The sequence below is a fragment of the Litoreibacter sp. genome (genome assembly GCF_058136045.1).
In genome coordinates this window covers 440222-465791 of record NZ_JBYVDD010000008.1, presented here as the reverse complement: position 1 = coordinate 465791, position 25570 = coordinate 440222, and the positions used below count along the sequence as shown (strand labels likewise).

Genomic DNA, 25570 nt, shown 5'->3' with positions numbered 1-25570 from the left:
TTGTAGACGAGGACTGACACCGTGCATGACATTCGCATGATCCGCGAGACCCCAGAGGTCTTTGACGCCGCTATGAAATTGCGCAAGTCTGATGTGTCTTCCGCCGATGTGCTGGCGCTGGACGCCGCGCGCCGTGCCAAGATCAGCGCCGCCGAGGAGGCCAAGGCCGCGCAGAACGCCGCCTCCAAGCAGGTCGGCGCGGCAAAAGCCAAAGGTGACGAGGCCGAGTTCGAGCGGCTGCGTGCGCTGGTTGGCGACAAGAAGGCCGAGGTGGCACGGCTCAATGATGAGGCCAAGGTAGAGAGCGACAAGCTGGTCGAGCTGCTGATGGGCTTGGGCAATATTATTGCAGGCGACGTGCCAGAAGGTGCCACCGAGGATGACAACGTAGAGATCAACCGCTGGGGCACGCCTAGGCGCTTTCCCTTTGTTCCCAAAGAACATTTTGAGCTGCCCGGTGTACTGCCGGGGATGGATTTCGAGACGGCGGCCAAGCTGTCCGGCTCTAGATTTGTGCTGCTGAAGGGGGCCGTGGCACGTCTGCATCGGGCTTTGGCGCAGTTCATGTTGGACACGCATATAGACAACGGATTGGTCGAGATGTGGACGCCTGTGCTGGTCAATGAGGCGATGATGTATGGCACGGGGCAGTTGCCGAAATTTGGCGAGGACAGCTACCAGACGACAAATGGCCAATGGTTGATCCCGACGTCCGAGGTGCCGCTGACCAATATTGTAAACGGTGAAACGGTGGACGAGGCCAAGCTGCCGATGCGCATGTGCGCGCATTCGCAGTGCTTCCGCTCCGAGGCGGGCAGCGCCGGGCGCGATACGTCGGGGATGTTGCGCCAGCACCAGTTCGAGAAGGTCGAGATGGTGTCGATCACCAAACCCGAGGACAGCCGCGCCGAGTTGGACCGCATGACCGCCGCCGCCGAGAATATTCTGGAAGCGTTGTTATTGCCGTTTCGCACCGTGCTGTTGTGCACCGGCGACACTGGCTTTGGCGCGCAGCGGACCCATGACATTGAAGTCTGGTTGCCGGGGCAAAAGATGTACCGCGAGATCAGCTCGATCTCGGTATGTGGAGCGTTTCAGGCGCGGCGGATGAATGCGCGCTTCAAGCCCGCAGATGGTGGCAAGCCGGAGTTCGTGCACACGCTGAACGGCTCTGGACTGGCGGTTGGGCGGTGCCTGATTGCGGTGCTAGAGAATGGCCAACAGGCGGATGGCTCGGTCGAGTTGCCAGTGGCGTTGCATCGGTATCTGGGCGGGAAAACCACGTTGGACCCGTTTGGCACATTGATCTAGCCACGCGAGGGCGTTTTTAAACATTTGTGTCGAAACAAGGCAGGCATTGCTTACCTTGCGTAAACTTAGGCTGAATCCTAGGCTCTATTGGTGTGCCCTATTAATTTATGGTGGCATTTAAATCAATTTGACCGGAGCCCTTGTCCAATGCCCATTTGTGCAACCTGCAAGAATTTTATTCCTGACCTAGCTGCCCATACCTGCCCTTTGGCCGCTGGCGGCGTGTCTGCGCTGGACCGCCTGAAAGCCGCCTACACTGTTGATGGGCTGACAAATATCCCGAGCAACTCACATCAACGTGACACGATCGCTGACGCCCTGTGCGTCCCCGCCACCAGCGCGATCCTTTCTCCGCTTGTTGGCGGCGACGTGGCAAAGATGAGCAAGTTACTAAAGGTTGTGAACCAAGATACCGGTCGGCGGGTGTCCCATCTGGTCCAAGTCAACAAGATGTTGCCGCCAAGCCAGAAAATTCTGGCTTTACTGCCTAAGAAATCTGTCGCTATCGACCATGGTCTTGTCATGGCCCTTCAAGGCCTGTCAGCTTCTGAGAAGGCAGGGATGAGCGATTTCTTCACCGCCGCCCCTGCTGGCCGTGCGATGGTAAATCTGCGTGGTTATGTCCAAAGCCCGGGGTATGCATTTCAAGACAACGAGCTTCGCAAGGCATTGCGCGTTGTCTCGATGATCGGCGCCAAGAAGCAAGACGCTTTGTCGCGCGACTTGATGCAAGTTTGGATGACCGCATTTGGCGCCCATGGCCCAGCCTCCAACACCATGCCCGACTGCGCAATGACGCCAGCGGTCCTAAAGCAGCACTTTGAAAAACACTGCTGTAACTTGCATGGCAACACCCATGGCGAAGAGCCTTTCTGGTGGGCGAACACGTTACGCTACTCCATCTCCAAGGCAGATTTGGTCGCCGCAGGGATTGTGCTAAGTTCAACCGAAGAGTCCCGAGTGTTCCCTTACGGGGACACCATCACGTCGGCAAATTGCTCCAAGCACCTGTTCGAAACCCATGCCTGCCAAGGTCTAGCGGACCGCCTATATGGCATGCATGGCACAAAGTATCACGCCCATATCCAATCCGAATTCAAGAAGGCCTCAAAGGCGTTTGTTTCCTTTCATGGGAAAGTTCAGATCGCGGCCAGAAAGGGGTTATTCTTCTTTATGGCAAGCTATGAGAGCGGCGTTTTACAGCTAAAGTCCTCCTACTCGCCCGATAACTTAGACGCTCATTGGACGGCCAACCAAGCGGACAGGATTTGGGACATTCGCGTGTAGGCTAGGTGTTTTTCAAGGGGCCTTGCGAAGAAGTTGTGATAATTTCGGGACTGGAGCGCCCTTAGATGCGTGCCAAAGGACGACCCCGCTTTACCGCTGCGGCCCTTTTGCCTAAAGCTAGACAAAAAGGGCGGTATCATGCGCATTCTCATCACCAATGACGACGGCATCAACGCACCGGGTCTAGAGGTCATTCACGCCATCGCCACCGAGGTTGCCGGGCCGGATGGCGAGGTTTGGACCGTGGCCCCCGCCTTTGAGAAATCGGGCGTTGCGCATTGCATCAACTACGCTCACCCCACCATGATTGCGCAGCTGAGTGAGCGCCGCTTTGCCGCCGAGGGCGCGCCTGCGGACTGCGTCTTGGCGGGGGTGCATGATGTGATGGCGAATGCCAAGCCCGACCTGATTTTGTCAGGGGTCAATAAGGGCAATAATTCAGCTGAAAACACAGTCTATTCCGGCACCATCGGGGCTGCGATGGAGGGCGCATTGCAAGGGATTAAGTCCATCGCCATGTCGCAGTATTTTGGCCCTGAAAATGCAAAACTGGACGACCCGTTTGAGGCCTCGGCCCAACACGGCGCGGCATTGGTGCGCAGCCTGCTAGAGCACGGCATTTGGGGCGGCGATGGCTATCAGGTTTTCTACAACGTGAACTTCCCGCCTGTGGCGGCCGCCGATGTCAAAGGCACCCGCGTGGTTAAGCAAGGTCTGCGCCCTACGGGTGGGATGGGCATCCAAAGCCACATGCCGCCGAACGGGCGTAAATACCTGTGGATCAAGGGTAATCCGCAGAACGTGAACGCAGGAGACAACACTGACGCTACGGTTAATATTGACGGATGGACTTCCGTCACTCCGATGCGCTGCGACCTGACTGCCCACGATTTGCTGGCCGATCTGGAGCGCAATTTGGGATGAGTGACACGGCCACATCCGAGGCGGAACGCAAAATGCAGTTCCTCTATGCGCTGCGCTCCAAGGGCGTGATGGATGCACGGGTTTTGACGGCTATGGAAAAGGTTGATCGGGGGCAGTTTATCACCGGTACTTTCGCTGATCGCGCCTATGAGGACATGCCACTGCCGATTGCCTGTGGCCAGACGATTTCGCAGCCCTCAGTAGTGGGGATGATGACGCAGGCGCTGAACGTGCAACCACGCAACAAAGTGCTCGAAGTGGGAACCGGCTCCGGTTATCAGGCCGCCGTACTCAGCCACCTTGCCCGGCGCGTTTATTCCGTGGACCGCCATGCCCGCCTGACGCGCCCCGTACGCCGCCTGTTTCAAGAGCTCGACATCACAAATGTCACCATAGTCACCGGCGACGGCAGCTATGGGTTGCCCGAGCAAGCCCCGTTTGATCGCATCCTTGTAACAGCAGCGGCAGAAGATCCGCCCGGCCCCCTCTTGGCGCAGCTGCGCGAGGGGGGTATCATGGTGGTACCCGTGGGCCAAAGCGATGCAGTGCAAAGCCTGATCAAGGTGACGAAGACCCCACAAGGGTTTGATTATGAAGAATTAATGCCGGTTCGTTTCGTCCCCCTTCTAGAGGGGCTGGGGCAGGACTAAACCAAAAGGCCCAGATATAAGGGCCATGGATTGAGGAAGAGAATGATGCGGAACAGGCGTTTCAGCAAATTATTGCCTATGGTGGCACTGGGTTTTGGGCTGTCAGCATGTGACGGGCAGATCGGGCAAAAGCTGTCCAATCTGGACTTTGACTTGCGCGGCACAGCGGGAGGCTTGGACACCTCAAACGCGGCGCGCACGGCCACTGGCACCCGCCCACGCGCGGACAGTCGCGGGATTATTTCCTATCCAAATTATCAGGTGGCCGTGGCCGAGCGCGGCGATACCGTAGCCAGCGTGGCCAGCCGCATCGGCGTTAACGCGCAGGACTTGGCCAGCTACAACGGGCTGCGCACCGATGACAAGCTGAACAAAGGTGAGGTTCTGGCCCTGCGCGAAGCCGTGGCGGCCCCTGCCCCCACATCCGGCAGCACAAACAAGCCACTGGATATCACGCAAATTGCCACCACCGCGATTGGCCGCGCGCCACAAACCAATGCGAGCCAAGCTACGAAAATCGACGGACCAGAGCCGATCCGCCACCAAGTTGGCCGGGGCGAGACTGCCTATTCAGTCGCACGCCTTTACAATGTCTCGGCCAGATCTTTGGCAGAATGGAACGGGCTTGGCCCCGACCTAGAAGTCCGCGAGGGCCAGTATTTGCTGATCCCCGTGGCCAAGGACGGCAGCCCCACGGTGAAAGCTCCGGTGCAAACAGCCGCCGTGGTCAACCCCGGCGCAGGCACACCAACACCGCAACCACCCTCGGCCACCAAACCACTGCCAGCCGAGAAGATCGAGCCTAAGCAAACTGCCGCTGTGGCAGCCCCGAAAGCAGCCGTTGGCAAAAAGGCAGCCAGCCTGCTGACGCCAGTGTCGGGCAAGGTGCTGCGTCCTTACAAGAAGCGTAAGAATGAAGGCATTGATATTGCCGCCTCCGCCGGAACATCCGTTAAAGCCGCCGCGAGTGGGACAGTTGCCGCGATCACGCGTGACACAGATCAGGTGCCCATTTTGGTGCTGCGCCACCCCGGAAACCTGCTTACTGTTTATGCCAATATTGCGGACATTACGGTGAAAAAGGGCGATAAGATTAAGCGCGGGCAAAGCATCGCCAAGGTGGGCAAAGGCGCACCAAGTTTTCTGCACTTTGAAGTGCGCGAAGGGTTTGAGAGCGTCGATCCCGCACCGTTTCTCAAGTAGAAATAAGGCAAATAGGGGTGGAATGTGGCACAAACATTCCACCCCATTGCCACAGTTTTACCCGTAAATCCCCCCATTTTAAGGTCATTGTTTCCTAGATGTAAACAGTGATCGAGGCCCAACATGGCCATCTTCTATGGGTATTCAAATGCCATTTTTGGCACGCAGAGCACGGTAAACGGCTCTACGTTCAACTATAATTTTGCCCCCACAACGGGCGGGGCTTGGTCGTGGACTGGTGTGACAACCAGCTTTCACGTTCGCGAAAATGATGGTGCTACCCAGTACAACGGCGACCCAAACAACGAACAAGTCAGCGCGCAGGAACAAATCGGTGGTTTCGGCGAGCAATTGACACTGGTTGACGGCACCTATCAGCAGACCATTTGGGACTATACTTTTGAGGTCACGGCCCCCGACGGAACGGTCTACCGTATCGCCGTCATTGATGTGGATCTGAACAACGATGACGATCTGAGTGACACTGTCGGCGGGGTCTCTGAGGACGGGTATTACCTTGTCTTTCCCGATGGCGTGCCACCTGCGGGCGTCAACTATACCATTGGCAACATTGTTGAAAACGACAACATGACGTCACACGCAGGCCTTGGCGCGCAGATCGTCTGCTTTGCGGCAGGCACCCTGATCAAGACCTCTGTTGGCCCTGTCCCGGTGCAATACCTCCAGCCCGGCGACATGGTTATGACCCGCGATGCGGGGCTGCAAGAGCTGACATGGACCGGCGGGCGCCGCGTCGAAGCCATGGGTGATTTGGCCCCCATCGTGATCACCAAAGGTGCGCTTGGCAACACCCGCGAATTGGTGGTTTCACCACAACACCGGATGCTGATTGAAGGCTGGCAGGCCGAGTTGTGGTTCGGGGAGACCGAGGTGTTCGTGAAGGCCAAAGACCTTGTGAATGACAGCACCATTTACGTGCGTGAGGGGGGCAAGGTGAACTACCACCACATCCTGTTTGACACGCACCAAGTGGTGTTTGCCGAAGATGCGCCCTCGGAAAGTTTCCACCCCGGCCCGCAAGCGATGGGCGCGTTGGACCAAGGACCGCGCGACGAGTTGCTGCGCCTGTTCCCCGACTTGGCCCATGCAGGCGCGCCGACAATGCCCGCCGCCCACCTAAGCCTTAAGGGCTATGAGACGGCCTGCCTGCTCAACTAGCGTGGCCGCCTCGCCCAGAAAAGCCGCTGGCTCAACTCATCCACTGGCCGCCATCGACATTATAGGTTTGAGCCACGATGTAATCAGCCTCTTTTGAAGCCAGAAACACCGCCATTCCAGTCAGATCAGCCGGCACGGCAAACCGCCCAGCCGGAACGCCAGCCGCGACTTCGGCTTTTTTCTCGCCGGGCTTCTTGCCCTCCAGCTTGGCAAACAGGCTGTCCACATGTTCCCAATGCGCGCCATCCACGACGCCGGGCGCAATGGCATTTACGTTGATGCCGTCCTTGATCAGATCGAGGCCCGCAGATTGGGTCAGCGAAATCACCGCCGCTTTGGTCGAGCAATAGACCGCCACCAGCGCTTCGCCGCGACGCCCGGCCTGTGACGCCATGTTGATAATCTTCCCGCCATGGCCCTGCAAAACCATCTGCCGCGCGGCGGCTTGCATGGTGAATAATGTCCCCGCGACATTCACCGCATAGAGTTTTTCATAGCTGGCACGGGTAATATCAACGGTGCGTGACGCGTCAAAAAGCGCCGCATTATTGATCAAAATATCGAGCTTCCCCGCCTGCGCCACGACGGCTTGTATCGCGGCATCTATGCTGTCTTGGCAGGTCACATCCATCTGTACCGCATAGGCGCCCGCGCCCAGCTCTTTGGCCGTTTGCTGTGCGGCCGCAAGGTTCACATCGGCAATCGCAACCATGGCACCTTCTGCGATATATGCCTGCGCAAATCCGCGCCCGATCCCCCGTGCCGCACCTGTAATCAGGGCCGATTTTCCATCCAACCGCTTCATTCTATCCCGCCTTCAGTGATCCAAGCCTGTTGGCTTATCCAGCCTCACCAGAAAGCATCCCGACGGAAAATTCTAGCGCTTTTTCGCCCGCACCGGTGGCTGTCCGGCCCCCATATTACCGCAAGGGCATAGGGGCCGAAGTTTTCACCTGCACATCAGGAATAGAAATCAATCATTGGCTGCGAGGTATCATATCCCGCCTCTTGCAAGGCAGGCTCCAGAATGGACCACAGGGATTCTGAGCCATCGGAGTCTTCATAGGCCTCAACCGCCTCCGCAATCATTGACACCACCGTCTCGTCAACGCTCTCGCTTCCGCGCGGACCACCCGACGGTGGGGGGCCACCAGGCGGAGGACCACCAGCAGGCGGGCCACCCTCAGGCGGGCTAATCCCTGCCAACTCGCCCAAAGCTTGCATCTCAATCCCAGAGCCGCTCAGAACCGATGCGAGATCGGCATTGGGCGTAATCCCCAATTCCTGAATTTTTGAGACAATCTGCTTGGCATCATCCTCAGACAGGTCATCGGTGTCATAGTCAGCCAAGAAGTCGGTCAGGTCTTGCCCCTGTTCTTCGGTCATTTTTGCGCCCTGCGGCGGCGGTGGAGGCGGAGGCATCCCCCCCATACTGGAAATCCCTTGCATCATGTAAATGCTCCTTCAGTTCCATAAACGCCGCGACTGCATGTGCGACTGACAGCCTCTTTCAGCGCCAAAAGTAAAGGAAATCTCAACGATCGAGAGTTGAATAAAACTCGAAGTTTTTAAAGCTAGTCCATGCGGAAAACCCGCGCAAATGGCGGGAATTTTAGGTAACTATAAAAAGAAATACGCAGGCGGCTAAACGGATAGCCCCTGTCGTCCCGCCAAATCGGTAAAGTACTGCCACGCCACACGGCCCGAGCGCCCGCCGCGCGTTTGCTGCCACTCGATGGCCTCGGCGCGCAGTGTATCCTCGTCGACCTGCACATCAAAGGCTGCACAGTAGCCACGGATCATGGTGAGGTATTCATCTTGGTCACAGGCGTGGAAGCCCAGCCACAGGCCAAAGCGATCTGACAGGGACACCTTCTCCTCGGTGGCCTCAGAGGGGTTAATCGCCCCGCCGCGCTCGTTCTCGGCCATCTCGCGCGGCATCAGGTGGCGGCGATTTGAAGTCGCATAGAAAATCACGTTCTCGGGGCGTCCTTCAATGCCACCATCCAGCACCGCCTTTAGGGACTTATAATGCTGATCATCATGGCTAAAACTCAGGTCGTCGCAATAGAGCACAAAGCGATGATCTGACGCGCGCAACAGGTTCAGCAAGCGCCCCATGGAGGGCAGATCTTCGCGCTGCACCTCGACCAGTTTCAGCGCCAAGCCAGAGGCCACAATGTCGCTATGCACCGCCTTAACCAGCGAGGATTTACCCATCCCGCGCGAACCCCAAAGCAGCGCGTTATTGGCGGCGAATCCTTTGGCAAATTGTACCGTATTCGCGTGCAACGTGTCGCGGGCGCGCTCGATGCCGACCAGCAACTCAAGCGCGATACCGTTGACCTCAGTGACGGGGGCCAGATGATCCGGCTCTACGTGCCACAAAAAGGCCGAAGCCGCGCTAAAGTCGGGGGCCGCGGCGGGCGGTGGAGACATCCGCTCCAGCGCCTGCGCGATACGGTCCATTGGGTCGTCGATCCCGCCGTTCATTTAAGGGCCACGATCCTCGGGATGATCTTCACTGTCATCGCCGACATCATCCTCGTCTTCATCATCCCAAAGCCCCTCTTCGCGTAGTTTGGCTTCGCGGGTTTTCTCGACTTGAGCAACGAGGAAAATAGAAACCTCATAAAGGCCATAGACCACCACAAACAAGATTAACTGGGTCAACACATCAGGCGGTGTCACCAAAGCGGCAACGACCAAAATGCCAACGACGGCGTATTTGCGGGTGTTGCGCAGCCCCTCGGCGGAGGCCAAACCGGCCTTACCCATCAAAGTCAAAAGCACCGGAAGTTGGAAACAAATCCCGAAGGCCACAATCATTTTCAGTGTGATATCAAGACTCTCGTTGACCTTGCCGTTGAACACGATGTCGATGCCGGACTCTCTCGCGGCTCCGGATACCTCGCCGGTTGCGACCATTGCCGCAAAGAAGGACGGCAGATCAGCAAAGCCCAGAAAGAATTTCATCGCCAGCGGCACCACAATGTAATGCGCGAAAGCAGCGCCCAGCGTGAACAACACCGGCGACGCAATCATGAAGGGTAGGAACGCGTTTTTCTCGTTTTTATAGAGGCCCGGTGCCACGAAGCGCCACAGCTGATAGCCAATCACCGGGAAGGCGATGAACAAGCCGCCCACCATGGAAATGCGGATCAGGGTGAAGAAATATTCCTGCGGCGCGGTGTATTGCATAACGGGGTTGGGATTGCCCAGATCGCGCATGGTGTTCTCGATCGGGATCAGCAGGAAGTCCAGAATGGCGCTGCCGAAGGTGAAGCAAATGATCATGCCCACAAGGAACGCCAGCGCTGCGCGGATCACGCGGGTGCGCAGCTCTGTCAGATGCTCGATCAGCGGGGCGGAGCTGTCCTCAATATCGCTCTCGGCGCTCATGTGTCGGCTTTCTTGGTTTTAGGTTTGGGCTTAGCAGCAGGTTTTGCTTTTGGTTTTGGCTTCGCGGCTGTCTTCGGCTTAGGGGCAACTTTCGCCTTTGCCGCCGCTTTGGGTTTCGCCGCCGCTTTGGGCTTGGCTTTGGGCTTTGGCTTCGCCGCCTCGGCCTTTGCTGCAGCTTCTTTCGCTAAACGCGTGCTCGCGGCTTTCTCGGCGGAGGCGCGAATTTTCTCGGCGGCCTCAGCGCGATCCTTGGCCAGCTTCTTGGTCTCGGAGCCTTCGGTGAACTTGTCGAAGTTGGTGGCCTCACGGATTTTATCGAGCCCCATCTTCTTAGGGTTCGCCGCCGCCTTCAACGTGTTGGCCACATCCTTAACGCCAGCCTCGTCAGCGGCGTCCTCCATGGCGCGGCTAAACTCGCGCGCCATGCGTTTGGCCTTGGCGGTAAATTGCCCCAAGGTGCGGAACATTCCGGGCAGGTCTTTTGGACCCACCACGATCAAGGCCACAAACCCGATCAACAACAGTTCAGTCATGCCAATGTCAAACATCGCACGCGCCCCCAGTCCAAATTACGGCCTTGCTCACGTCGCTTAGGCTTTGTCTTTTTCGGTTTCGTCTTCGGGGGTCACGTCTTTGACGGCAACCTCGGCCTCGTCCAGCTCTTTGGTGCTGTCATCCACGCCCTTTTTAAAGGCCGTGATGCCTTTGCCGACTTCGCCCATCAGGCCAGAAATTTTGCCCCGGCCAAAAAGCACCAGCACGACAACGGCAATAAGCAGCAGGCCCGGCAATCCGATATTGTTCAACATGGTTTAGGTCTCCCTTGGTCGCGCGGGTCGCGCGGGTGGTTTATCTATCTCACCCTCTATCTAGGGTCTCGGACGCATGGGGAAAAGGCGCAAAACGCCCCTTGTGAGGGGAAATGGTGCAGAATTTTCGCATCAGATCGCTTGCTGAAAGACTACTGACAGGTTTATGTCAGTTGTGGGGTGGCACAAAGCCCATATCGAAACAGAATCACTTATGGAGCTATCTCAATGACCAAAGCCACCCAACCTCAGGTTGCCGAAATCGTAACCTTTGCCTTAAAAGACGGAACCGACGAGGCCGCTTTTCTTGCCACCCTACGCGCCACACAGTCCTGGGTCGATGGCATGGCGGGCTTTCGTGGCCGCCAAGTCTCTCGCGGGCCCGATGGCCGCTGGACCGACCACATCATCTGGGCCAACGCTGCCAGCGCCGAAGCCGCCCGCATTGGTTTCGGGCAGCAAGACTTCGCCCCCGATATGGGCGAGGCCTTGAACCACGAAACCTTGGTGATGCGCCATGAAACCGTGTTCATGGCCGCCCCGTAATGCAGCCCCCATGAGAAGAACCGACCGCCTCTTCGATTTGATCTTGTTACTCAGAGACGGTCGCCTGCACCGCGCCGAGGATTTGGCGCGGTCGCTGGAGGTTTCGGTGCGCACCATCTACCGCGACATGGAAACCTTGCAATTGTCCGGTGTCCCCGTCGCGGGCGAGCGCGGCATGGGCTACATGATGACCGCGCCGATCACCCTGCCCCCTTTGAACCTGACACTGGTGGAATTAGAGGCGCTGCACCTAGGCATGGCCATCGTCGGCGAGGTGGCGGATGAGGAGCTACAAAAAGGCGCGCAAACCCTGTCGGCCAAAATTGACGCCGTACTGCCCGAGGACCGGTCCGCGCCGCCCACCGGCTGGGGGTTTGCGGTCTATCCGTTCAAGGACGCGGCGGGCGGGTTTCGCTTTATGCCGCAGTTGCGCACGGCCATTCGCAGCCGCCAAAAGCTGTTGATCACCTATGCCACAGCCGAAGGTACGCCCTCGGAGCGGGTCATCCGCCCGTTGCAAATGGAGTATTGGGGGCGGGTCTGGACGGTCTCGGCATGGTGCGAACTACGTGGCGATTTCAGAGTGTTCCGGGCCGACCGCATCCGGGCGCTGAAGCCCTTGGCAGAGTTATTTGTTGAGGAACAAGGCAAGTCACTGGCCGACTTTCTGGCCCAGATAAAGTCCGAGTGTGAATAAATCAGCCGCGGGTGTAGCGCGTGGTCATACGGTAGTCTTTTGCAGGCCCCACCACCCGCCACGCTGACCTCCACTTGGGCCACTCGGTAAAATCATAGCTCACATGATAAAAGTCAGGGTCGCAGTAGTGGTTGTCGTCAGGCATAAGCCGGTCTAGCGAGATAGTGTGGAACGGGCGCCCATCCTCAAACGTGACCTTAATCTTTTTGCTCGCGTCGCCCCCAGCACTGCGCCAAATATAGCGACGCGTCGCCATCATCGCCGGTTGTCCGCCATATCGCAGCTCGCCTTCCTCAGCATATAGCAAGACCTCTGCTTCCGAAGGCGTAAAAGTTGCCAAACCCGACAATTGGCCCTCGGCATTATTAAACTCATCTTTAATCACACGATCTACTTGCCAATTACCTGCAAATTGACCCAAAGTTTTCAACTTTTGCATCGCTTGCTCCGACTACATTCCGACATTTTGAGGCACACTATTAACCACAATTTTTAAGGTCTGGTTATCTACTTGCTTTCTCATTGACGAGTATATCACAAAAACCACCACTACGGCAGCACCCCACTGCCGCATCTGGCCCATCAGCGGTTGTCCCTTACGCAGGCGCAGTTTAAGACCGCCCCAACTGCCACATTTTGTTGAAAGCGCTTGATATGATCCCTCGCTATTCCCGCCCTGAAATGGTTGCCATCTGGTCCCCCGAGACCAAATTCCGCATCTGGTACGAGATCGAAGCGCATGCCTGCGACGCCATGGCCAAGATCGGCGTGATCCCCGCCGAGAATGCCGCCGCCGTTTGGAAAGCCAAAGATGTGGAGTTCAACGTCGCGCGCATCGACGAAATCGAGGCCGTCACCAAGCACGATGTCATTGCTTTCCTTACCCATCTGGCCGAAATCATCGGCAACGACGAGGCCCGTTTTGTGCACCAAGGCCTGACCTCGTCAGACGTGCTGGACACCACATTCAACGTGCAATTGGTCCGCGCCGCTGATTTGCTACTGGCGCAAATGGACAAGCTGCTGGCCGCCCTGAAAACCCGCGCGCATGAGCATAAAATGACCGTGCGTATCGGACGCTCTCATGGCATCCATGCCGAGCCCACCACCATGGGGCTGACGTTTGCGCGCTTTTACGCCGAGATGGACCGCAACAAGCGCCGCCTTGAAGTCGCGCGCGAGGAAATTGCCACTGGTGCGATTTCCGGCGCGGTTGGCACCTTCGCCAATATCGACCCCTCTGTGGAAGAATATGTCTGCGAGAAACTGGGCCTGCAACCAGAGCCGATCAGCACCCAAGTGATCCCACGCGATCGTCATGCCGCGTTCTTTGCCGCCCTTGGCGTTGTTGGCTCATCGATCGAGAACCTCTCAACCGAGATCCGCCACATGCAGCGCACCGAAGTGTTGGAGGCCGAGGAGTTCTTCTCTGCTGGCCAAAAAGGCTCCTCCGCGATGCCACATAAACGCAACCCGGTGCTGACGGAAAACCTGACCGGACTGGCCCGTTTGGTGCGCATGGCCGTGGTGCCAGCCATGGAAAACGTGACGCTATGGCACGAGCGCGATATTTCGCATTCCTCCGTAGAGCGAAACATCGGCCCCGACACCACCATCACGCTGGACTTCGCGCTGAGCCGCCTCACTGGTGTGGTTGAAAAACTGCTGATTTATCCTGACAACATGCTGGCCAATATGAACAAATTTCGCGGCCTTGTCATGTCGCAGCGCGTTTTGCTCGCCCTGACTCAAGCAGGTGTATCGCGCGAAGACAGCTACAAATTGGTACAGCGCAACGCCATGCGGGTCTGGGAAGAAGGCAAAGACTTCAAGACTGAACTGCTGGCCGACGAAGACGTTCTCAAAGCCCTAAGCGCCGAAGAAATCGAAGAAAAATTCGACATCGGCTACCACACCAAACACGTCGATACGATTTTCAAACGGGTCTTTGGCTAAGCCACGTCCCAGCGTCTTTTTATAGGCTTCTTTTTGCTAAAAATACTCATTCAACGCCCGCCTTTGCGCGGGCGTTTTGTGTTTTTCAAGCCCTGTGCTAGGCTCAATCATAACTTCAAATTACCAGTATATTTAATCCTCTTCTCTTAGCTTCATTTTTTCAAGGATAGTCCCAATGCGCATCCCTGCCCTCCTCACCGCCGCCCTGATTTGCCCTGCCATCGCCTTTGCGGCATCTGGTGAAGGCACACCGCCCAAACCCACACAAACCTCCTCCGACTGCAAAAAAGGACAGGTTTTCGACACCAAAACCAAAACCTGCCTCGACGCCAAATCCGAGCTGCACAATGACGACACCCGCTACAACGCCGTGCGAGAATTGGCCTATAACGCACAATATGATCGCGCCTTGATGGTGCTGGCGTCCATGTCAGACCAATCCGAGAGCCGCGTATTGACGTATTATGGCTTTATTCACCGCAAAAAAGGCGATTTGGCACTGGGCATGACATACTACACCGCCGCCCTTGAGGCCGATGCCGACAACATCTTGGCGCGCTCCTATATGGGGCAGGCTTTGGTGCAAATTGGCCAACACCAAGCCGCCGCCACGCAATTGTCGGAAATCCGCGCGCGCAATGGCCAAGACACATGGGCCGAGGCCTCTTTGGTCACCGCATTGGCAACCGGGAAAACCTTTTCCTACTAAGGTAAAACGGGGGCGGCACAACCGCCCCCAATTTCACTAAAATCCCCAACATCTTGCCCGCTCCCCCTTACCTATCATTAACCCCTAGACGCTCTATTCAAGCCTGCGAGACTCTAACTGGGATGGGAAATTGGCCATGGAATTGGTAGCACAGCCGCGTGCAGGCGCTGGATTGGGTATTGGTGGCAAAACCGCCAGCACCGCCTTCACTTTTGACGGCTCTGACAAGCCACTGCCCTTAAACGGGGCGCAAAAAGCCGCTGTGATCGTGCAAATGATTTTGCACGCAGGCGGTGCCATCCCCCTATCAGTGATGTCCGAAGCCACGCAGGTGCATTTAGCCCGCGTCTACGCCTCTATGGGACCGATCAACAAGGCCACCGTTGGCTCGGTACTGGCCGAGTTTGCCAAACATTTGGACGCCCACGGGTTAAGTTTTCCCGTCGATACCAGCGCCGCACTGGATGCGCTTGAGGGCAATCTCAGCGACAGCTTGTTGGAACGGATGCGCCACATCCATAGCCCCACATTGCCAAAAAACACCTGGGAGATGATTGCCGAGCTGCCACCCGAAGCTTTGGCCGAATTGGTTAGTATGGAAAGCCCCCGCATCGGCGCGATTATCATGTCAAAATTGCCCGCCGCGGCCTCGGCCGATGTTATGGAACTGCTGGAGATAGAAGCCGCAAAAGCAGTCACTTTCGCCATGTCAGAAACCGTCGCAGTACAGAGCGAGACCGTCGACACTGTTGCCCAGACCATTCTTAGCAGCAACGAGAGCAGCAACGAGAGTGGCGCATTTACCGCCAAACCGGTGGCCCGCGCGGCTGCCCTGCTCAACGCAGCCGGATCGAGCCAACGCGACACGGTGCTCGACGCCCTCGACGCTTTGGATGCGGCCTTCGCAGCACAGGTCCGCAAAGCGATCTTTACCTTCGCCGACATCACCACGCGAATGCAGGCCACCGACATTCCGGCCATTATCCGCGTCCTGCCGGGCGACGAATTAAACGCCGCGCTGAAGGCAGGCTCCGAGGAGTATCCAGAGGTTGTGGAATTCATCCTCGCCAATCTGTCCAAGCGCATGGCCGACGCCATTCGCGAGGAAATAAAAGAGACGGCAGCCCTAAGTGGCAAGGCCGCCGAATCTGCGATGGGCAAACTGACCGGGGCAATCCGCAGCCTAGAGGAAAGCGGCGACATTACGTTGATTGTGACTGCCGCGGAGGAAGAGGAAGAATAGAAATACCCTCTAACCAATTGAAAAGGGCGGCTTAAAGCAAGCCGCCCTTTCGTTATTTAGCTAAGGTTAATGAGGCTTAATGCGCCACGGCAGAAGACCCGTCGTTGCCTTTTGCCGCCAAAGCCGCCTGCGCCGCTTCCTCTGCGGCCTCATCCCATTCAATCTCCTCAGGTTGGGAGACCAGTGCGATTTTCAACACCTCCGAGACATGGCTTACCGGAATAATTTCCAGCCCAGACTTCACGTTATCAGGAATTTCCGGCAGGTCTTTTTCATTCTCCGCCGGGATCAGCACCGTCGTGATACCACCACGCAACGCTGCCAACAGCTTCTCTTTCAGGCCACCGATTGGCATCGCATTGCCGCGCAAGGACACCTCGCCGGTCATCGCAATATCCTTGCGCACCGGAATTTGCGTCAGCACCGACACGATCGACGTCACCATCGCCAAGCCGGCGGATGGGCCATCTTTTGGCGTCGCCCCGTCTGGTACGTGAACATGGATGTCGATCTTGTCAAATTTCGTCGGCTTCACCCCGATTTTCGGGCTGATCGAGCGCACATATGACGCGGCCGCATCAATCGATTCCTTCATCACATCGCCCAGCTTGCCGGTGGTCTTCATCCGACCTTTACCCGGCAGGCGCAGCGCTTCAATCGGCAGCAACTCGCCGCCCACGGAAGTGTAGGCCAAACCCGTCACGACCCCGATCTGGTCTTGTTGTTCGGCCAAACCATAGCGGTATTTTTTGACGCCGAGATAATCATCCAGATTGTCCGGCGACACCACGATATTGGTCTCGGCCTTGCGCACAATTTTGGTGACAGCTTTGCGGGCCAGCTTGCCGATTTCACGCTCCAAGTTCCGCACACCTGCTTCGCGAGTATAGGTGCGGATCATTTCCAAAAGTGCACCATCCTCCAACTCAAACTCGCCCTTTTTGAGCCCGTGGTTCTTCACCTGCTTGGCAATCAAATGCTGCTTGGCAATCTCGAACTTCTCGTTCTCGGTGTAGCCAGACAACGGGATAATCTCCATGCGATCAAGCAGTGGGCCCGGCATATTGTAGGAGTTTGCAGTGGTCAGGAACATCACATTCGAGAGGTCATATTCGACCTCAAGATAGTGATCCACAAAGGTGCTGTTTTGCTCTGGATCAAGCACTTCCAGCATCGCAGACGCCGGATCACCCCGAAAATCTTGCCCCATCTTGTCGATTTCATCTAGCAAGATCAGTGGGTTGGTGGTTTTGGCTTTTTTCAACGCCTGAATAATTTTACCCGGCATGGAGCCAATGTAAGTCCGGCGGTGGCCACGTATCTCGGATTCGTCACGCACGCCCCCAAGGGAGATACGGATAAACTCGCGACCTGTTGCCTTCGCCACCGACTTCCCGAGCGAAGTTTTGCCCACACCCGGAGGGCCAACAAGACACATGATCGGGCCTTTGAGTTTTTTGGAGCGCTGTTGCACCGCCAGATATTCAACGATGCGTTCTTTAACTTTTTCCAAGCCATAATGGTCGTCATCAAGAACTTTTTCGGCCTTCGTCAAATTCTTTTTAACCCGCGAGGTCACACCCCATGGGATCGCAAAAATCCAGTCCAGATAGTTGCGCACAACGGTGGCCTCAGCCGACATCGGGCTCATGTTTTTGAGCTTTTTAATCTCCGCATCGACTTTTTCTTTGGCCTCTTTGGACAGCTTTGTTTTGGCAGCCTTGGCTTCCAATTCAGCCACTTCATTCTGGCCTTCTTCGCCCTCGCCCAGCTCTTTCTGAATGGCCTTCATTTGCTCATTCAAATAGTACTCACGCTGCGTGCGCTCCATCTGGTTTTTGACACGGGATTTGATCTTTTTCTCGACTTGAAGCACGGACATTTCGCCCTGCATCAACCCGTATACTTTCTCCAGTCGGTCAGCCACAGAGAGGGTTTCCAATAGCTCCTGCTTTTGGTGCACTTCGACACCAAGATGCCCGCCCACAAGGTCCGCCAGCTTATCTGGGACTTCGGTTTCTGCGACCGAGGTCAGCGCCTCTTCGGGGATGTTTTTCTTCACTTTGGCGTAGCGCTCGAACTCTTCACCGACCGAGCGGATCAACGCCTGAACCGTTACGTTATCGCCAAGCGTTTCTTCCAACTCGATGGCGCGCGCCTCAAAGAAGCTCTCATTCTCAACGTACTCTAGAATTTTCACCCGCGAGCGCCCTTCAACCAGCACCTTAACGGTCCCGTCGGGCAGCTTCAGCAGTTGCAGTACATTGGCCAGCACGCCGACCTCGTAGATGCCCTCAGATGTCGGGTCATCGACAGAGGGGTCAATCTGGCTCGACAGCAAGATTTGCTTGTCGTCCTTCATCACCTCTTCCAACGCGCGCACGGACTTCTCGCGGCCTACAAACAGCGGCACGATCATATGCGGGAACACCACAATATCGCGCAATGGCAATACTGGATAAGATAGGGTCGTTTGCTCGGTCATCTTTTTTCCTTTTTGGCAAGATCGCCAAGGCCCCGCTTTGCGGCAACCATCTGACAATCTCCGGCTTAGATTTATGATGTGGGGTCCGCCCACATCTCTGTCAACCATCCGCCGATTGGTTGCCCGTAGTTTGACGCCGCCGCGCGGTGGATACAAGCGGATCAGTGCTCAATTTTAGCCCAATTTTTCCCAATCTAAGCCTTTAGATGCCCCCAAAGCGGCCTCACTCATGCCCCAATGCATGCCTAGATTTAGCGAATAACCAGTCTTTCACATATTATCAGGTCCCGTAAATGCTCACTATACTGCTTCGACATTACCGCCGCATCGCTACTTTTGCAGGTGGATTAGGGCTTTTTTGCACCGTGCTTCTTTCTTGCGCAGGTGCACAAATCCCCAGCATCGCCTATGTGGGCCTTTTTGTGATATTTGCGACCCTGTTTTGCGCCATTGCCGTCGCAGTCTACGCCATTGTTCCTCGGCACCGGAGCCTGCTGGAAATTAGTGGATCTGTTGGCTTTTTGACGGTCGGATTTCTCATGCTCTTCGCCAGTACCGGTTGGGGTGTAGTGGCCGCGGGTCTGGCCCTTTTCATCATAGGAACCGGCGCCGTTTGGTGGTTTCTCAACAGCGCATTCTCCAAACGGATTGGGACCAAAACAAACTGGCGTGATCGTCATTCCGGCCATGTTCCCTACCCCGCCCGCCTTGTGTGGCGCCATGTCGTACCCGGTGCGGCGGAGCCCATTGACCATTGCACCGACATGATGGAATCCTACGAGGAAGACGCCGAAGACCCCGACACTGTCCACGTCACCTTTAAGGGGCGAAAGGCGCGTAACGCTCAGTATACGCTGACTTTTCTGGAACGCGACGAACCCTCGTCTTGCCGCTTTTTCTTTCAGGGTCATGAGGCCGACAGCACCTTAGTTGATGGTGTTTTCTCCCTGCACCTAAGCATTTTAGATCGCGATAGCTGCTTTATGTCCTGCGTTGAAGAGCGCTCTGGCTTAAGTCTGGGCGCCTTGCTGGAGCGCTGGTTTGATGACGCCCTTGGCTATCAATATGACAAGCTGATTGAGAAACTCGACGCGCTCTACGGGGAAACCTACGGGCAGCGCAAAGCCACTATTGTGGCCGCCGAGTAATACAGGTTCTGGCGCTTGCTGGGCAACTTGGTCTAACTTGCCCAATATGATCACCATAACCTACAAAATTGACGAGCCGGAGTTCATGCATGCAGCGCGCGCCTTTTGGTCGTATCGCGGCATCGGAGATCGGGGCAACTGGATCTTAAGCGTGGTCTGCGCGCTGGCCGGATTTGCATTGGTCTATGCGGGGCTTGCGGTGGGTTGGATTTGGGTCGGGGCGGCGGTGTTTTTTGTGCTTATCACCTTGATACGCAACGTGCTTTGGCGACATGGCTACCACAAAATAGTCAAATATTCTGCCCCGATCACTGCCACATTTACCGCAGACACAGTAACAACCAGCTCTGCCGAGGGTCAGTCCGAGCTGCCGTGGACAACCTTCAGCAAATACGCTGAGACGCCGCAATATTTCTTCTTGCTACGGCCCCGTCGCGGGCTGTCGATCATCCCCAAACGCGCCTGCAAAGACGACTGGGAGGTCGAGACTTTGCGAGACAAGATCACCGGAAACCTGCCGCGTGCAAAAATGCGCTGGACTTAACAGCCTGACCAAGAGGTGGGCTTGAGTTACAGCCGCTCGATGTCGCCATTGGCGCGGGTCTCGTGGAAATCCGCCACAAACCCAGCCAAACTATCTGCTGCGATTGCGCCGCGCAGCCCTGACATAAGTTCTTGATAGTAATGCAAGTTATGCCAAGTCACCAACATCGACGAGATGATCTCGTGCGACTTGAATACATGGTGCAGGTAGGCGCGCGAATACTGACTACAGCACGGGCATGTGCAGGCCTCGTCCAGCGGCCTTGGGTCATCCATGTGGCGCGCATTCTTGATATTCACCACCCCGTGGCGGGTGAACGCCTGCCCGTTACGACCCGAGCGCGACGGCAGCACGCAGTCGAACATGTCGATGCCGCGCTCCACCGCGCCAACGATGTCATCCGGCTTGCCCACGCCCATCAAATAACGCGGCTTGTCTTGCGGCAACATGTCGGGCGCGTAATCTAGGCAGCCGAACATCGCCTCCTGCCCCTCGCCCACGGCCAAGCCGCCGACGGCATATCCCTCGAACCCGATTTTAGTCAGGGCCTGCGCACTCTCAGCACGCAAATCCTGCTCCAACCCGCCTTGCTGAATGCCAAACAACGCGTGCCCCGGCCGGTCACCAAAAGCTTCGCGCGAGCGATCCGCCCACCGCATCGACAGGCGCATACTTTGCTCAAGACGCGCGTAATCGGCGGGCAAAGCGGGGCATTCGTCAAAGCACATCACAATGTCCGAGCCGAGCAGCTTTTGGATCTCCATCGAGCGCTCGGGCGACAACATATGTTTCGAGCCGTCGATATGGCTGCGAAAGGTCACGCCCTCTTCGGTCAGTTTGCGCAGCTCGGCGAGGCTCATCACTTGAAACCCGCCACTGTCGGTCAAAATCGGGCGGTCCCAATTCATAAACTTGTGCAAGCCGCCAAGCCGGGCAATCCGCTCCGCCGTGGGACGCAACATCAGGTGATAGGTGTTGCCCAGCAAAATATCCGCACCCGTCGCGCGTACATTTTCGGGCAACATCGCCTTCACAGTGGCGGCAGTGCCCACGGGCATGAACGCAGGCGTGCGAATATCGCCACGCGGCGTTGAAATCACGCCCGTGCGCGCTTTGCCACTGGTGGCATGAACGTCAAATGTAAATCTCTGTGTCATAGGCTGGCTTTAGGGCGAAACCCGAAGGCAGTGCAAGGGAGAGCACGCTAAAAGGCCGTGATGCGCGGCTTTTTCAACTGCGCCCTTCGGCCCCCTAGACGTCTGCGGCAGCAATCCTTATATCTTTACTCAACTACCTATTTTGGATGACTGAAATGACCCAAACTTCTGAGCACCTCGAAGGCGAGCCTTTGATCCGGCCTTCGTCCACTGACCACGCCCTTTATGACAATGTAGTGGAGGCTTGTCGTAGCATTTATGACCCGGAAATCCCGGTGAATATTTACGATCTTGGTCTGATATATACCATTGATATTACAGCAGAAAATGAAGTTTTAATCCTCATGAGCCTAACTGCCCCCGGCTGCCCCGTTGCGGGCGAGATGCCCGGCTGGATTGCTGATGCCATCGAGCCTTTGGCGGGCGTCAAACTGGTCAGCGTAGAGCTTATTTGGGAACCGCCTTGGGGCATGGAAATGATGTCCGACGAGGCCCGTCTGGAACTGGGGTTCATGTAATGTTTTCGATCCCCGGCAAACAAGCGGTCTCGATCACTGACAAAGCCGCGTCGCAAATATCCAAGCTGATGCAGCGCGACGGCCATAAGGCGTTGAAAATTGGCGTCAAAAAAGGCGGCTGCGCGGGCATGGAATACACCATGGATTACGTGGACGAGGTTGGCGCGCATGACGAGATTGTGGAGCAAAACGGCGCCCGCGTGATCATTGCACCAATGGCGCAGATGTTTTTATTCGGGACCGAAATTGACTATGAAATCAGCCTGTTAGAGAGCGGATTTAAGTTCAAAAACCCCAACGTATCCGAGGCCTGCGGCTGCGGCGAGTCGATAAAATTCGACGAATCCCTGTTTCAAAAATGAGCGTTGGCGAAGCCGATATCGCCTTCGCCCTAGAGTTGTTTTCCACCATCCCCGATTTAACGACCCGCAAAATGATGGGTGGGTTGTGCCTGTACTCTGAGGGCGTTATTTTCGCCATTATCCACTCTGGCGGGTTGATTTACCTGAAATCCAAAGACACATTTATTACGGAAATCGAAGAGCTTGGCGGAACACGCTGGACCTATACCCGCGGGGACGGCAAAGTGACGGGCATGCCGTATTGGTCGTTGCCCGAGCGGTTTCTTGATGACCCAACCGAGGCCTGTGCGCTCGCCACACGGGCTTTGAAACACCTGTAAGGACGATCTGACATGCGCCGTAAACTTGCCGCCGGTAACTGGAAAATGAACGGAATTTCGACCCAACTCATCGAGGTTGAAACCCTGTGTGCAGCACATCCAAACCCCGGTGTTGAAATCATTCTAGCCCCCCCCGCAACGCTGATTTCTTCAATGGTTGTAACGGCGTCCGACCATCCGCTGGAAGTGGCAGGACAAGATTGCCATCCTCATGAGAGCGGCGCGCACACGGGCGAAATTTCCGCCTTGATGCTCAAGGATGCAGGTGCCTCGCATGTGATTTTGGGCCATTCCGAGCGCCGCGAGGCCCATCACGAGAGCGACGACGATGTGCGCACCAAAGCCCGCGCCGCACTGGCCGCAAATCTTAAGGTCATCATCTGCATCGGGGAGACGTTGATCGAGCGCGAGGCCGCCAATACGTTGGACATCATCGCAGGCCAATTGGCAGGCTCCCTGCCCGACATTTTGACCGGCGAGAACACGGTCATTGCCTATGAACCTATCTGGGCCATCGGCACCGGAAAAATCCCAACCCTAGCCCAAATCGGTGAGGTCCATGACTTCATCCGCACCAAGCTGGAAGCGCGCTTTGGCGAAGGTGTCGGGCGCTCCATCCGTCTGCTTTATGGCGGCTCGGTGAAACCGTCCAACGCATCCGAAATTTTCGCCGTGTCCAATGTTGATGGCGCTTTGGTTGGCGGCGCATCCTTAAAGGCGGGTGATTTTTCTTGTATTATCAAAGTCTTGGAAGATGCGCCTTGAATGAAGCACATCTCCCAATCCCCGACTGATCACGCCCTGAATCAAGACCCCTACCCATTTTATCATAGCCTGCGCCCGCTCGGGCCGCTGGTCTGGTGGGACGACTATAATATGCCTGTGGCCTCTTCCCACGCGGTAGTTTCTGCACTGCTTCGCGATCGGCGTTTCGGTCGGGAAAACCCCTTTCCACCCGAAGTTCCAGAACACCAGAAGCCCTTTTTCGCAATCGAAGCCCACTCCATGCTGGAGCTTGAGCCACCCCGCCACACCCGCCTTCGCAAGCTGGTTTTACGCGCGTTTACCTCACGCCGTATCAAAGAGCTCGCCCCTGAAATCACGACCCTGTGCCACCAATTGATTGGGGCCTTCCCGGATGGTCCGTTTGACCTGCTAGAGCACCTTGGCCAAAAGCTTCCCGTGATCATTATTGCACGGCTTTTGGGCGTCCCCGAGGCCAAATCCCCTGACCTGCTGCGCTGGTCCAATGCAATGGTGCGCATGTATATGGCAGGCCGCACGCGCGACGATGAGGACGCTGCCGCGAAAGCCGCACAGGATTTTTCCGACTATCTGCAAGGCTACATCGACACCCGCCGCGCCGCGCCTGCTGATGACCTGATCACCCACCTAATTGCCGCCGAAGAAGACGGCGAACGACTGTCAACGCAAGAGCTGATCACCACCTGCATCCTGCTGCTGAACGCCGGTCACGAGGCCACGGTTCATGCCTTGGGAAACGGTGTGAAAACCGCGCTGGAAACCGGCCTTCGCCCCGACGGAAACCCCGCAGGTTTCACTGAAGAAATCATGCGACACAACCCACCCCTTCACATGTTCACCCGCTTCGCGATGGAGGATTTTTCAACCTTTGGACATGACTTCAAAAAAGGCTCGCAAGTCGGGTTGTTGCTGGGCGCGGCCAATCGTGACCCAGACATCTACACCGACCCAGACCGGTTCGACCCGCAGCGGGCCATGCCCGCACACACCAGTTTCGGGGCCGGGCTACACTTTTGTATCGGTGCCCCCCTGGCCCGACTAGAGCTGTCGATTGCCTTAGATATCTTGTTCGAGAGATGCCCAAATTTGCACATCACCACGACACCAGAGTTTGCCAATGCCTATCACTTCCACGGGCTCACAAAACTCATGGTTGCGCAGTAAGCCACTCCCGCGCAAAACGCGCCAAACAAAAAATGTAGCGCCGCGCAGCGGCTCCGTTAGGTCAAAACCGCTCAGGCAGGGAAGACAAAACAGCGGTCGCGGCGCATGGTCAACCACAAGGTTGTGCCGGGTTTTGGCAAGAACACCGCAGGCACCGTTGCCTTGAGCATCGAGCCGTCAAAATCCATCCGAAACTCAACAAGGCTTTCGCGCCCCATAAAGCGCGCGCGCTCCACCACGGCCCGCGCAGGCGTGCCATCTTGCGGCGTCGGGTTCGGCCCCTGACCTTGGCGGTCAAAGTCAATTTTTAGGTGCTGTGGTCGGATCACGATCTCAACCGCACCGCCATCAACATGGCCGGGTGTCAGGAATTGCCCAAACGGGGTATCCGTCAACGCACCGTTAGATTGTCCGCGTATCACGTTGATATCGCTAAAAAATGCTGCTGCATTCCTATCCACCGGTGCGTTGTATATATTATAGGGATTGCCGCGTTGCACGATCTTGCCGCCCCGCATCAGCGCAATTTCATCAGCCATACGCATGGCCTCATGCGGCTCATGGGTCACCAGCAAAACAGCGGTTCCGGCTTCTTTCAGCACCGTCAATGTTTCGTCGCGGATGCCATCGCGCAGCCGGTCATCAAGTCCCGAGAACGGCTCATCCATCAGCATTATCTTCGGGCGCGGAGCCAGTGCACGGGCCAGCGCCACGCGCTGTTGTTCCCCGCCGGACAGCTCGTGCGGGTACTTCGCGTCAAAGCCTACAAGGCCCACACGCTCCAGTAATTCCGCCACGCGGGGGGCATTTTGCGCCGCTTTGCCAGTCAGTCCGAAAGCCACATTCTGGGCCACACTCAGATGCGGGAACAGCGCGAAATCTTGGAACATCAACCCGATAAAGCGCCCCTCTGGCGGCACCTCCACAGTGTCGCCGCAGATCATTTGGCCATCCACCCAGATCTCGCCGCGCGACTGGCGCTCCACCCCGGCAATGATGCGCAAAGTGGTGGATTTCCCGCAACCAGACGGCCCCAACAGGCATGTCACCTGCCCCGGCTCCACGCTGAGCGACAGGTCCGACACGACCTGCGTGCCACCGAAGTCCTTGCAGATATTTTTCAGCTCTAACCTTGGTGCCACGATCGCCTGCCGCTTCTTACCCGATCAAAACAATCGGAAATCCTGCGCG

At 56.7% G+C, this 25570-nt stretch carries 28 protein-coding genes; 18 read left to right on the top strand and 10 right to left on the bottom strand.

Going from position 1 to position 25570, the window contains the following annotated elements:
* The first annotated feature begins 21 nt into the window (after window positions 1-21).
* The 6 genes from serS to AC3Y7R_RS14420 all read left to right on the top strand — a co-directional run bounded on the left by serS (window position 22) and on the right by AC3Y7R_RS14420 (window position 6554).
* A complete protein-coding gene (gene serS / locus AC3Y7R_RS14445) occupies window positions 22-1311 on the top strand; it encodes a serine--tRNA ligase (RefSeq protein WP_490042754.1) in 1290 nt (429 codons plus the stop codon).
* A 147-nt stretch (window positions 1312-1458) separates the two neighbouring features.
* The gene (locus AC3Y7R_RS14440; RefSeq protein WP_490042753.1) at window positions 1459-2598 is read left to right on the top strand and encodes a hypothetical protein; all 1140 of its coding nucleotides are present in this window, start codon (window positions 1459-1461) and stop codon (window positions 2596-2598) included.
* 138 nt (window positions 2599-2736) lie between these two features.
* Entirely contained in the window at window positions 2737-3522 is a 786-nt protein-coding gene (gene surE / locus AC3Y7R_RS14435) for a 5'/3'-nucleotidase SurE (protein WP_490042752.1), read from the top strand.
* Entirely contained in the window at window positions 3519-4172 is a 654-nt protein-coding gene (locus tag AC3Y7R_RS14430; protein WP_490042751.1) for a protein-L-isoaspartate(D-aspartate) O-methyltransferase, read from the top strand. Before surE ends, AC3Y7R_RS14430 begins: the two co-directional genes overlap by 4 nt.
* A gap of 42 nt (window positions 4173-4214) precedes the next feature.
* Window positions 4215-5375, top strand: a complete 1161-nt coding sequence (locus AC3Y7R_RS14425) for a peptidoglycan DD-metalloendopeptidase family protein (protein WP_490042750.1) — start codon at window positions 4215-4217, stop codon at window positions 5373-5375.
* Window positions 5376-5498: 123 nt separating this feature from the next.
* Complete coding sequence (locus tag AC3Y7R_RS14420) at window positions 5499-6554, top strand: Hint domain-containing protein (RefSeq protein WP_490042749.1); 1056 nt, start codon at window positions 5499-5501, stop codon at window positions 6552-6554.
* Between the two features lie 31 nt (window positions 6555-6585).
* Here the strand turns inward: AC3Y7R_RS14420 and AC3Y7R_RS14415 are convergent, their stop codons facing one another.
* The 6 genes from AC3Y7R_RS14415 to AC3Y7R_RS14390 all read right to left on the bottom strand — a co-directional run bounded on the left by AC3Y7R_RS14415 (window position 6586) and on the right by AC3Y7R_RS14390 (window position 10765).
* A complete protein-coding gene (locus tag AC3Y7R_RS14415) occupies window positions 6586-7359 on the bottom strand; it encodes an L-iditol 2-dehydrogenase (RefSeq protein ID WP_490042748.1) in 774 nt (257 codons plus the stop codon).
* A gap of 155 nt (window positions 7360-7514) precedes the next feature.
* The gene (locus tag AC3Y7R_RS14410; RefSeq protein WP_490042747.1) at window positions 7515-7940 is read right to left on the bottom strand and encodes a hypothetical protein; all 426 of its coding nucleotides are present in this window, start codon (window positions 7938-7940) and stop codon (window positions 7515-7517) included.
* 258 nt (window positions 7941-8198) lie between these two features.
* Window positions 8199-9047, bottom strand: a complete 849-nt coding sequence (locus AC3Y7R_RS14405) for an ATP-binding protein (protein WP_490042746.1) — start codon at window positions 9045-9047, stop codon at window positions 8199-8201.
* Window positions 9048-9956, bottom strand: coding sequence for a twin-arginine translocase subunit TatC (tatC, locus tag AC3Y7R_RS14400; RefSeq protein WP_490042745.1), 909 nt, complete (start codon window positions 9954-9956; stop codon window positions 9048-9050).
* Window positions 9953-10489, bottom strand: a complete 537-nt coding sequence (locus AC3Y7R_RS14395) for a Sec-independent protein translocase subunit TatA/TatB (protein WP_490042744.1) — start codon at window positions 10487-10489, stop codon at window positions 9953-9955. The genes tatC and AC3Y7R_RS14395 overlap by 4 nt, the downstream gene beginning before the upstream one ends.
* A gap of 57 nt (window positions 10490-10546) precedes the next feature.
* Window positions 10547-10765: a twin-arginine translocase TatA/TatE family subunit gene (locus tag AC3Y7R_RS14390; RefSeq protein ID WP_490042743.1), complete on the bottom strand. Its 219-nt coding sequence runs from the start codon at window positions 10763-10765 to the stop codon at window positions 10547-10549.
* A 228-nt stretch (window positions 10766-10993) separates the two neighbouring features.
* On the opposite strand from AC3Y7R_RS14390, the gene AC3Y7R_RS14385 reads away from it, so the two are divergent.
* Together AC3Y7R_RS14385 and AC3Y7R_RS14380 are read left to right on the top strand one after the other, a co-directional pair.
* Window positions 10994-11311 carry a hypothetical protein gene (locus AC3Y7R_RS14385; RefSeq protein ID WP_490042742.1) on the top strand — a complete coding sequence of 106 codons (318 nt, stop codon included), beginning with the start codon at window positions 10994-10996 and terminating at the stop codon, window positions 11309-11311.
* Between the two features lie 10 nt (window positions 11312-11321).
* Window positions 11322-12008 carry a helix-turn-helix transcriptional regulator gene (locus AC3Y7R_RS14380; protein ID WP_490042741.1) on the top strand — a complete coding sequence of 229 codons (687 nt, stop codon included), beginning with the start codon at window positions 11322-11324 and terminating at the stop codon, window positions 12006-12008.
* 1 nt (window position 12009) lies between these two features.
* On the opposite strand, the gene AC3Y7R_RS14375 is transcribed toward AC3Y7R_RS14380, so the two are convergent.
* Entirely contained in the window at window positions 12010-12447 is a 438-nt protein-coding gene (locus tag AC3Y7R_RS14375) for a DUF6314 family protein (RefSeq protein WP_490042740.1), read from the bottom strand.
* A gap of 215 nt (window positions 12448-12662) precedes the next feature.
* Between AC3Y7R_RS14375 and purB the strand changes: the two genes are divergently transcribed.
* The 3 genes from purB (at window position 12663) to AC3Y7R_RS14360 (ending at window position 15916) form a co-directional block, all read left to right on the top strand.
* Complete coding sequence (gene purB / locus AC3Y7R_RS14370; RefSeq protein ID WP_490042739.1) at window positions 12663-13964, top strand: adenylosuccinate lyase; 1302 nt, start codon at window positions 12663-12665, stop codon at window positions 13962-13964.
* Between the two features lie 175 nt (window positions 13965-14139).
* Window positions 14140-14673: a tetratricopeptide repeat protein gene (locus AC3Y7R_RS14365; RefSeq protein ID WP_490042738.1), complete on the top strand. Its 534-nt coding sequence runs from the start codon at window positions 14140-14142 to the stop codon at window positions 14671-14673.
* A 136-nt stretch (window positions 14674-14809) separates the two neighbouring features.
* The gene (locus AC3Y7R_RS14360) at window positions 14810-15916 is read left to right on the top strand and encodes a FliG C-terminal domain-containing protein (protein ID WP_490042737.1); all 1107 of its coding nucleotides are present in this window, start codon (window positions 14810-14812) and stop codon (window positions 15914-15916) included.
* A gap of 76 nt (window positions 15917-15992) precedes the next feature.
* Here the strand turns inward: AC3Y7R_RS14360 and lon are convergent, their stop codons facing one another.
* Entirely contained in the window at window positions 15993-18401 is a 2409-nt protein-coding gene (gene lon / locus AC3Y7R_RS14355) for an endopeptidase La (protein WP_490042736.1), read from the bottom strand.
* Between the two features lie 293 nt (window positions 18402-18694).
* Between lon and AC3Y7R_RS14350 the strand changes: the two genes are divergently transcribed.
* The gene (locus AC3Y7R_RS14350) at window positions 18695-19549 is read left to right on the top strand and encodes a hypothetical protein (protein ID WP_490042735.1); all 855 of its coding nucleotides are present in this window, start codon (window positions 18695-18697) and stop codon (window positions 19547-19549) included.
* Window positions 19550-19595: 46 nt separating this feature from the next.
* Window positions 19596-20093 (top strand): YcxB family protein, encoded by a 498-nt coding sequence (locus tag AC3Y7R_RS14345; RefSeq protein WP_490042734.1) that lies wholly within the window; start codon window positions 19596-19598, stop codon window positions 20091-20093.
* Window positions 20094-20119: 26 nt separating this feature from the next.
* On the opposite strand, the gene tgt is transcribed toward AC3Y7R_RS14345, so the two are convergent.
* Complete coding sequence (gene tgt, locus AC3Y7R_RS14340) at window positions 20120-21250, bottom strand: tRNA guanosine(34) transglycosylase Tgt (RefSeq protein ID WP_490042733.1); 1131 nt, start codon at window positions 21248-21250, stop codon at window positions 20120-20122.
* Window positions 21251-21405: 155 nt separating this feature from the next.
* Here tgt and AC3Y7R_RS14335 point away from each other — a divergent pair, with 155 nt between their 5' ends.
* The 5 genes from AC3Y7R_RS14335 to AC3Y7R_RS14315 are packed head-to-tail and all read left to right on the top strand — an operon-like array spanning window position 21406 to window position 24379.
* A complete protein-coding gene (locus AC3Y7R_RS14335; protein ID WP_490042732.1) occupies window positions 21406-21768 on the top strand; it encodes an SUF system Fe-S cluster assembly protein in 363 nt (120 codons plus the stop codon).
* On the top strand, window positions 21768-22130 hold the full coding sequence (locus AC3Y7R_RS14330) for a HesB/IscA family protein (RefSeq protein WP_490042731.1): 363 nt from the start codon (window positions 21768-21770) through the stop codon (window positions 22128-22130). Before AC3Y7R_RS14335 ends, AC3Y7R_RS14330 begins: the two co-directional genes overlap by 1 nt.
* On the top strand, window positions 22127-22450 hold the full coding sequence (locus tag AC3Y7R_RS14325) for a TfoX/Sxy family protein (RefSeq protein WP_490042730.1): 324 nt from the start codon (window positions 22127-22129) through the stop codon (window positions 22448-22450). The genes AC3Y7R_RS14330 and AC3Y7R_RS14325 overlap by 4 nt, the downstream gene beginning before the upstream one ends.
* Before the next feature lie 12 nt (window positions 22451-22462).
* A complete protein-coding gene (gene tpiA / locus AC3Y7R_RS14320; RefSeq protein WP_490042729.1) occupies window positions 22463-23215 on the top strand; it encodes a triose-phosphate isomerase in 753 nt (250 codons plus the stop codon).
* Window positions 23216-24379, top strand: coding sequence for a cytochrome P450 (locus AC3Y7R_RS14315; RefSeq protein WP_490042728.1), 1164 nt, complete (start codon window positions 23216-23218; stop codon window positions 24377-24379). It abuts the gene before it with no gap.
* Window positions 24380-24450: 71 nt separating this feature from the next.
* On the opposite strand, the gene AC3Y7R_RS14310 is transcribed toward AC3Y7R_RS14315, so the two are convergent.
* A complete protein-coding gene (locus AC3Y7R_RS14310; protein ID WP_490042820.1) occupies window positions 24451-25524 on the bottom strand; it encodes an ABC transporter ATP-binding protein in 1074 nt (357 codons plus the stop codon).
* Between the last annotated feature and the right edge of the window lie 46 nt (window positions 25525-25570).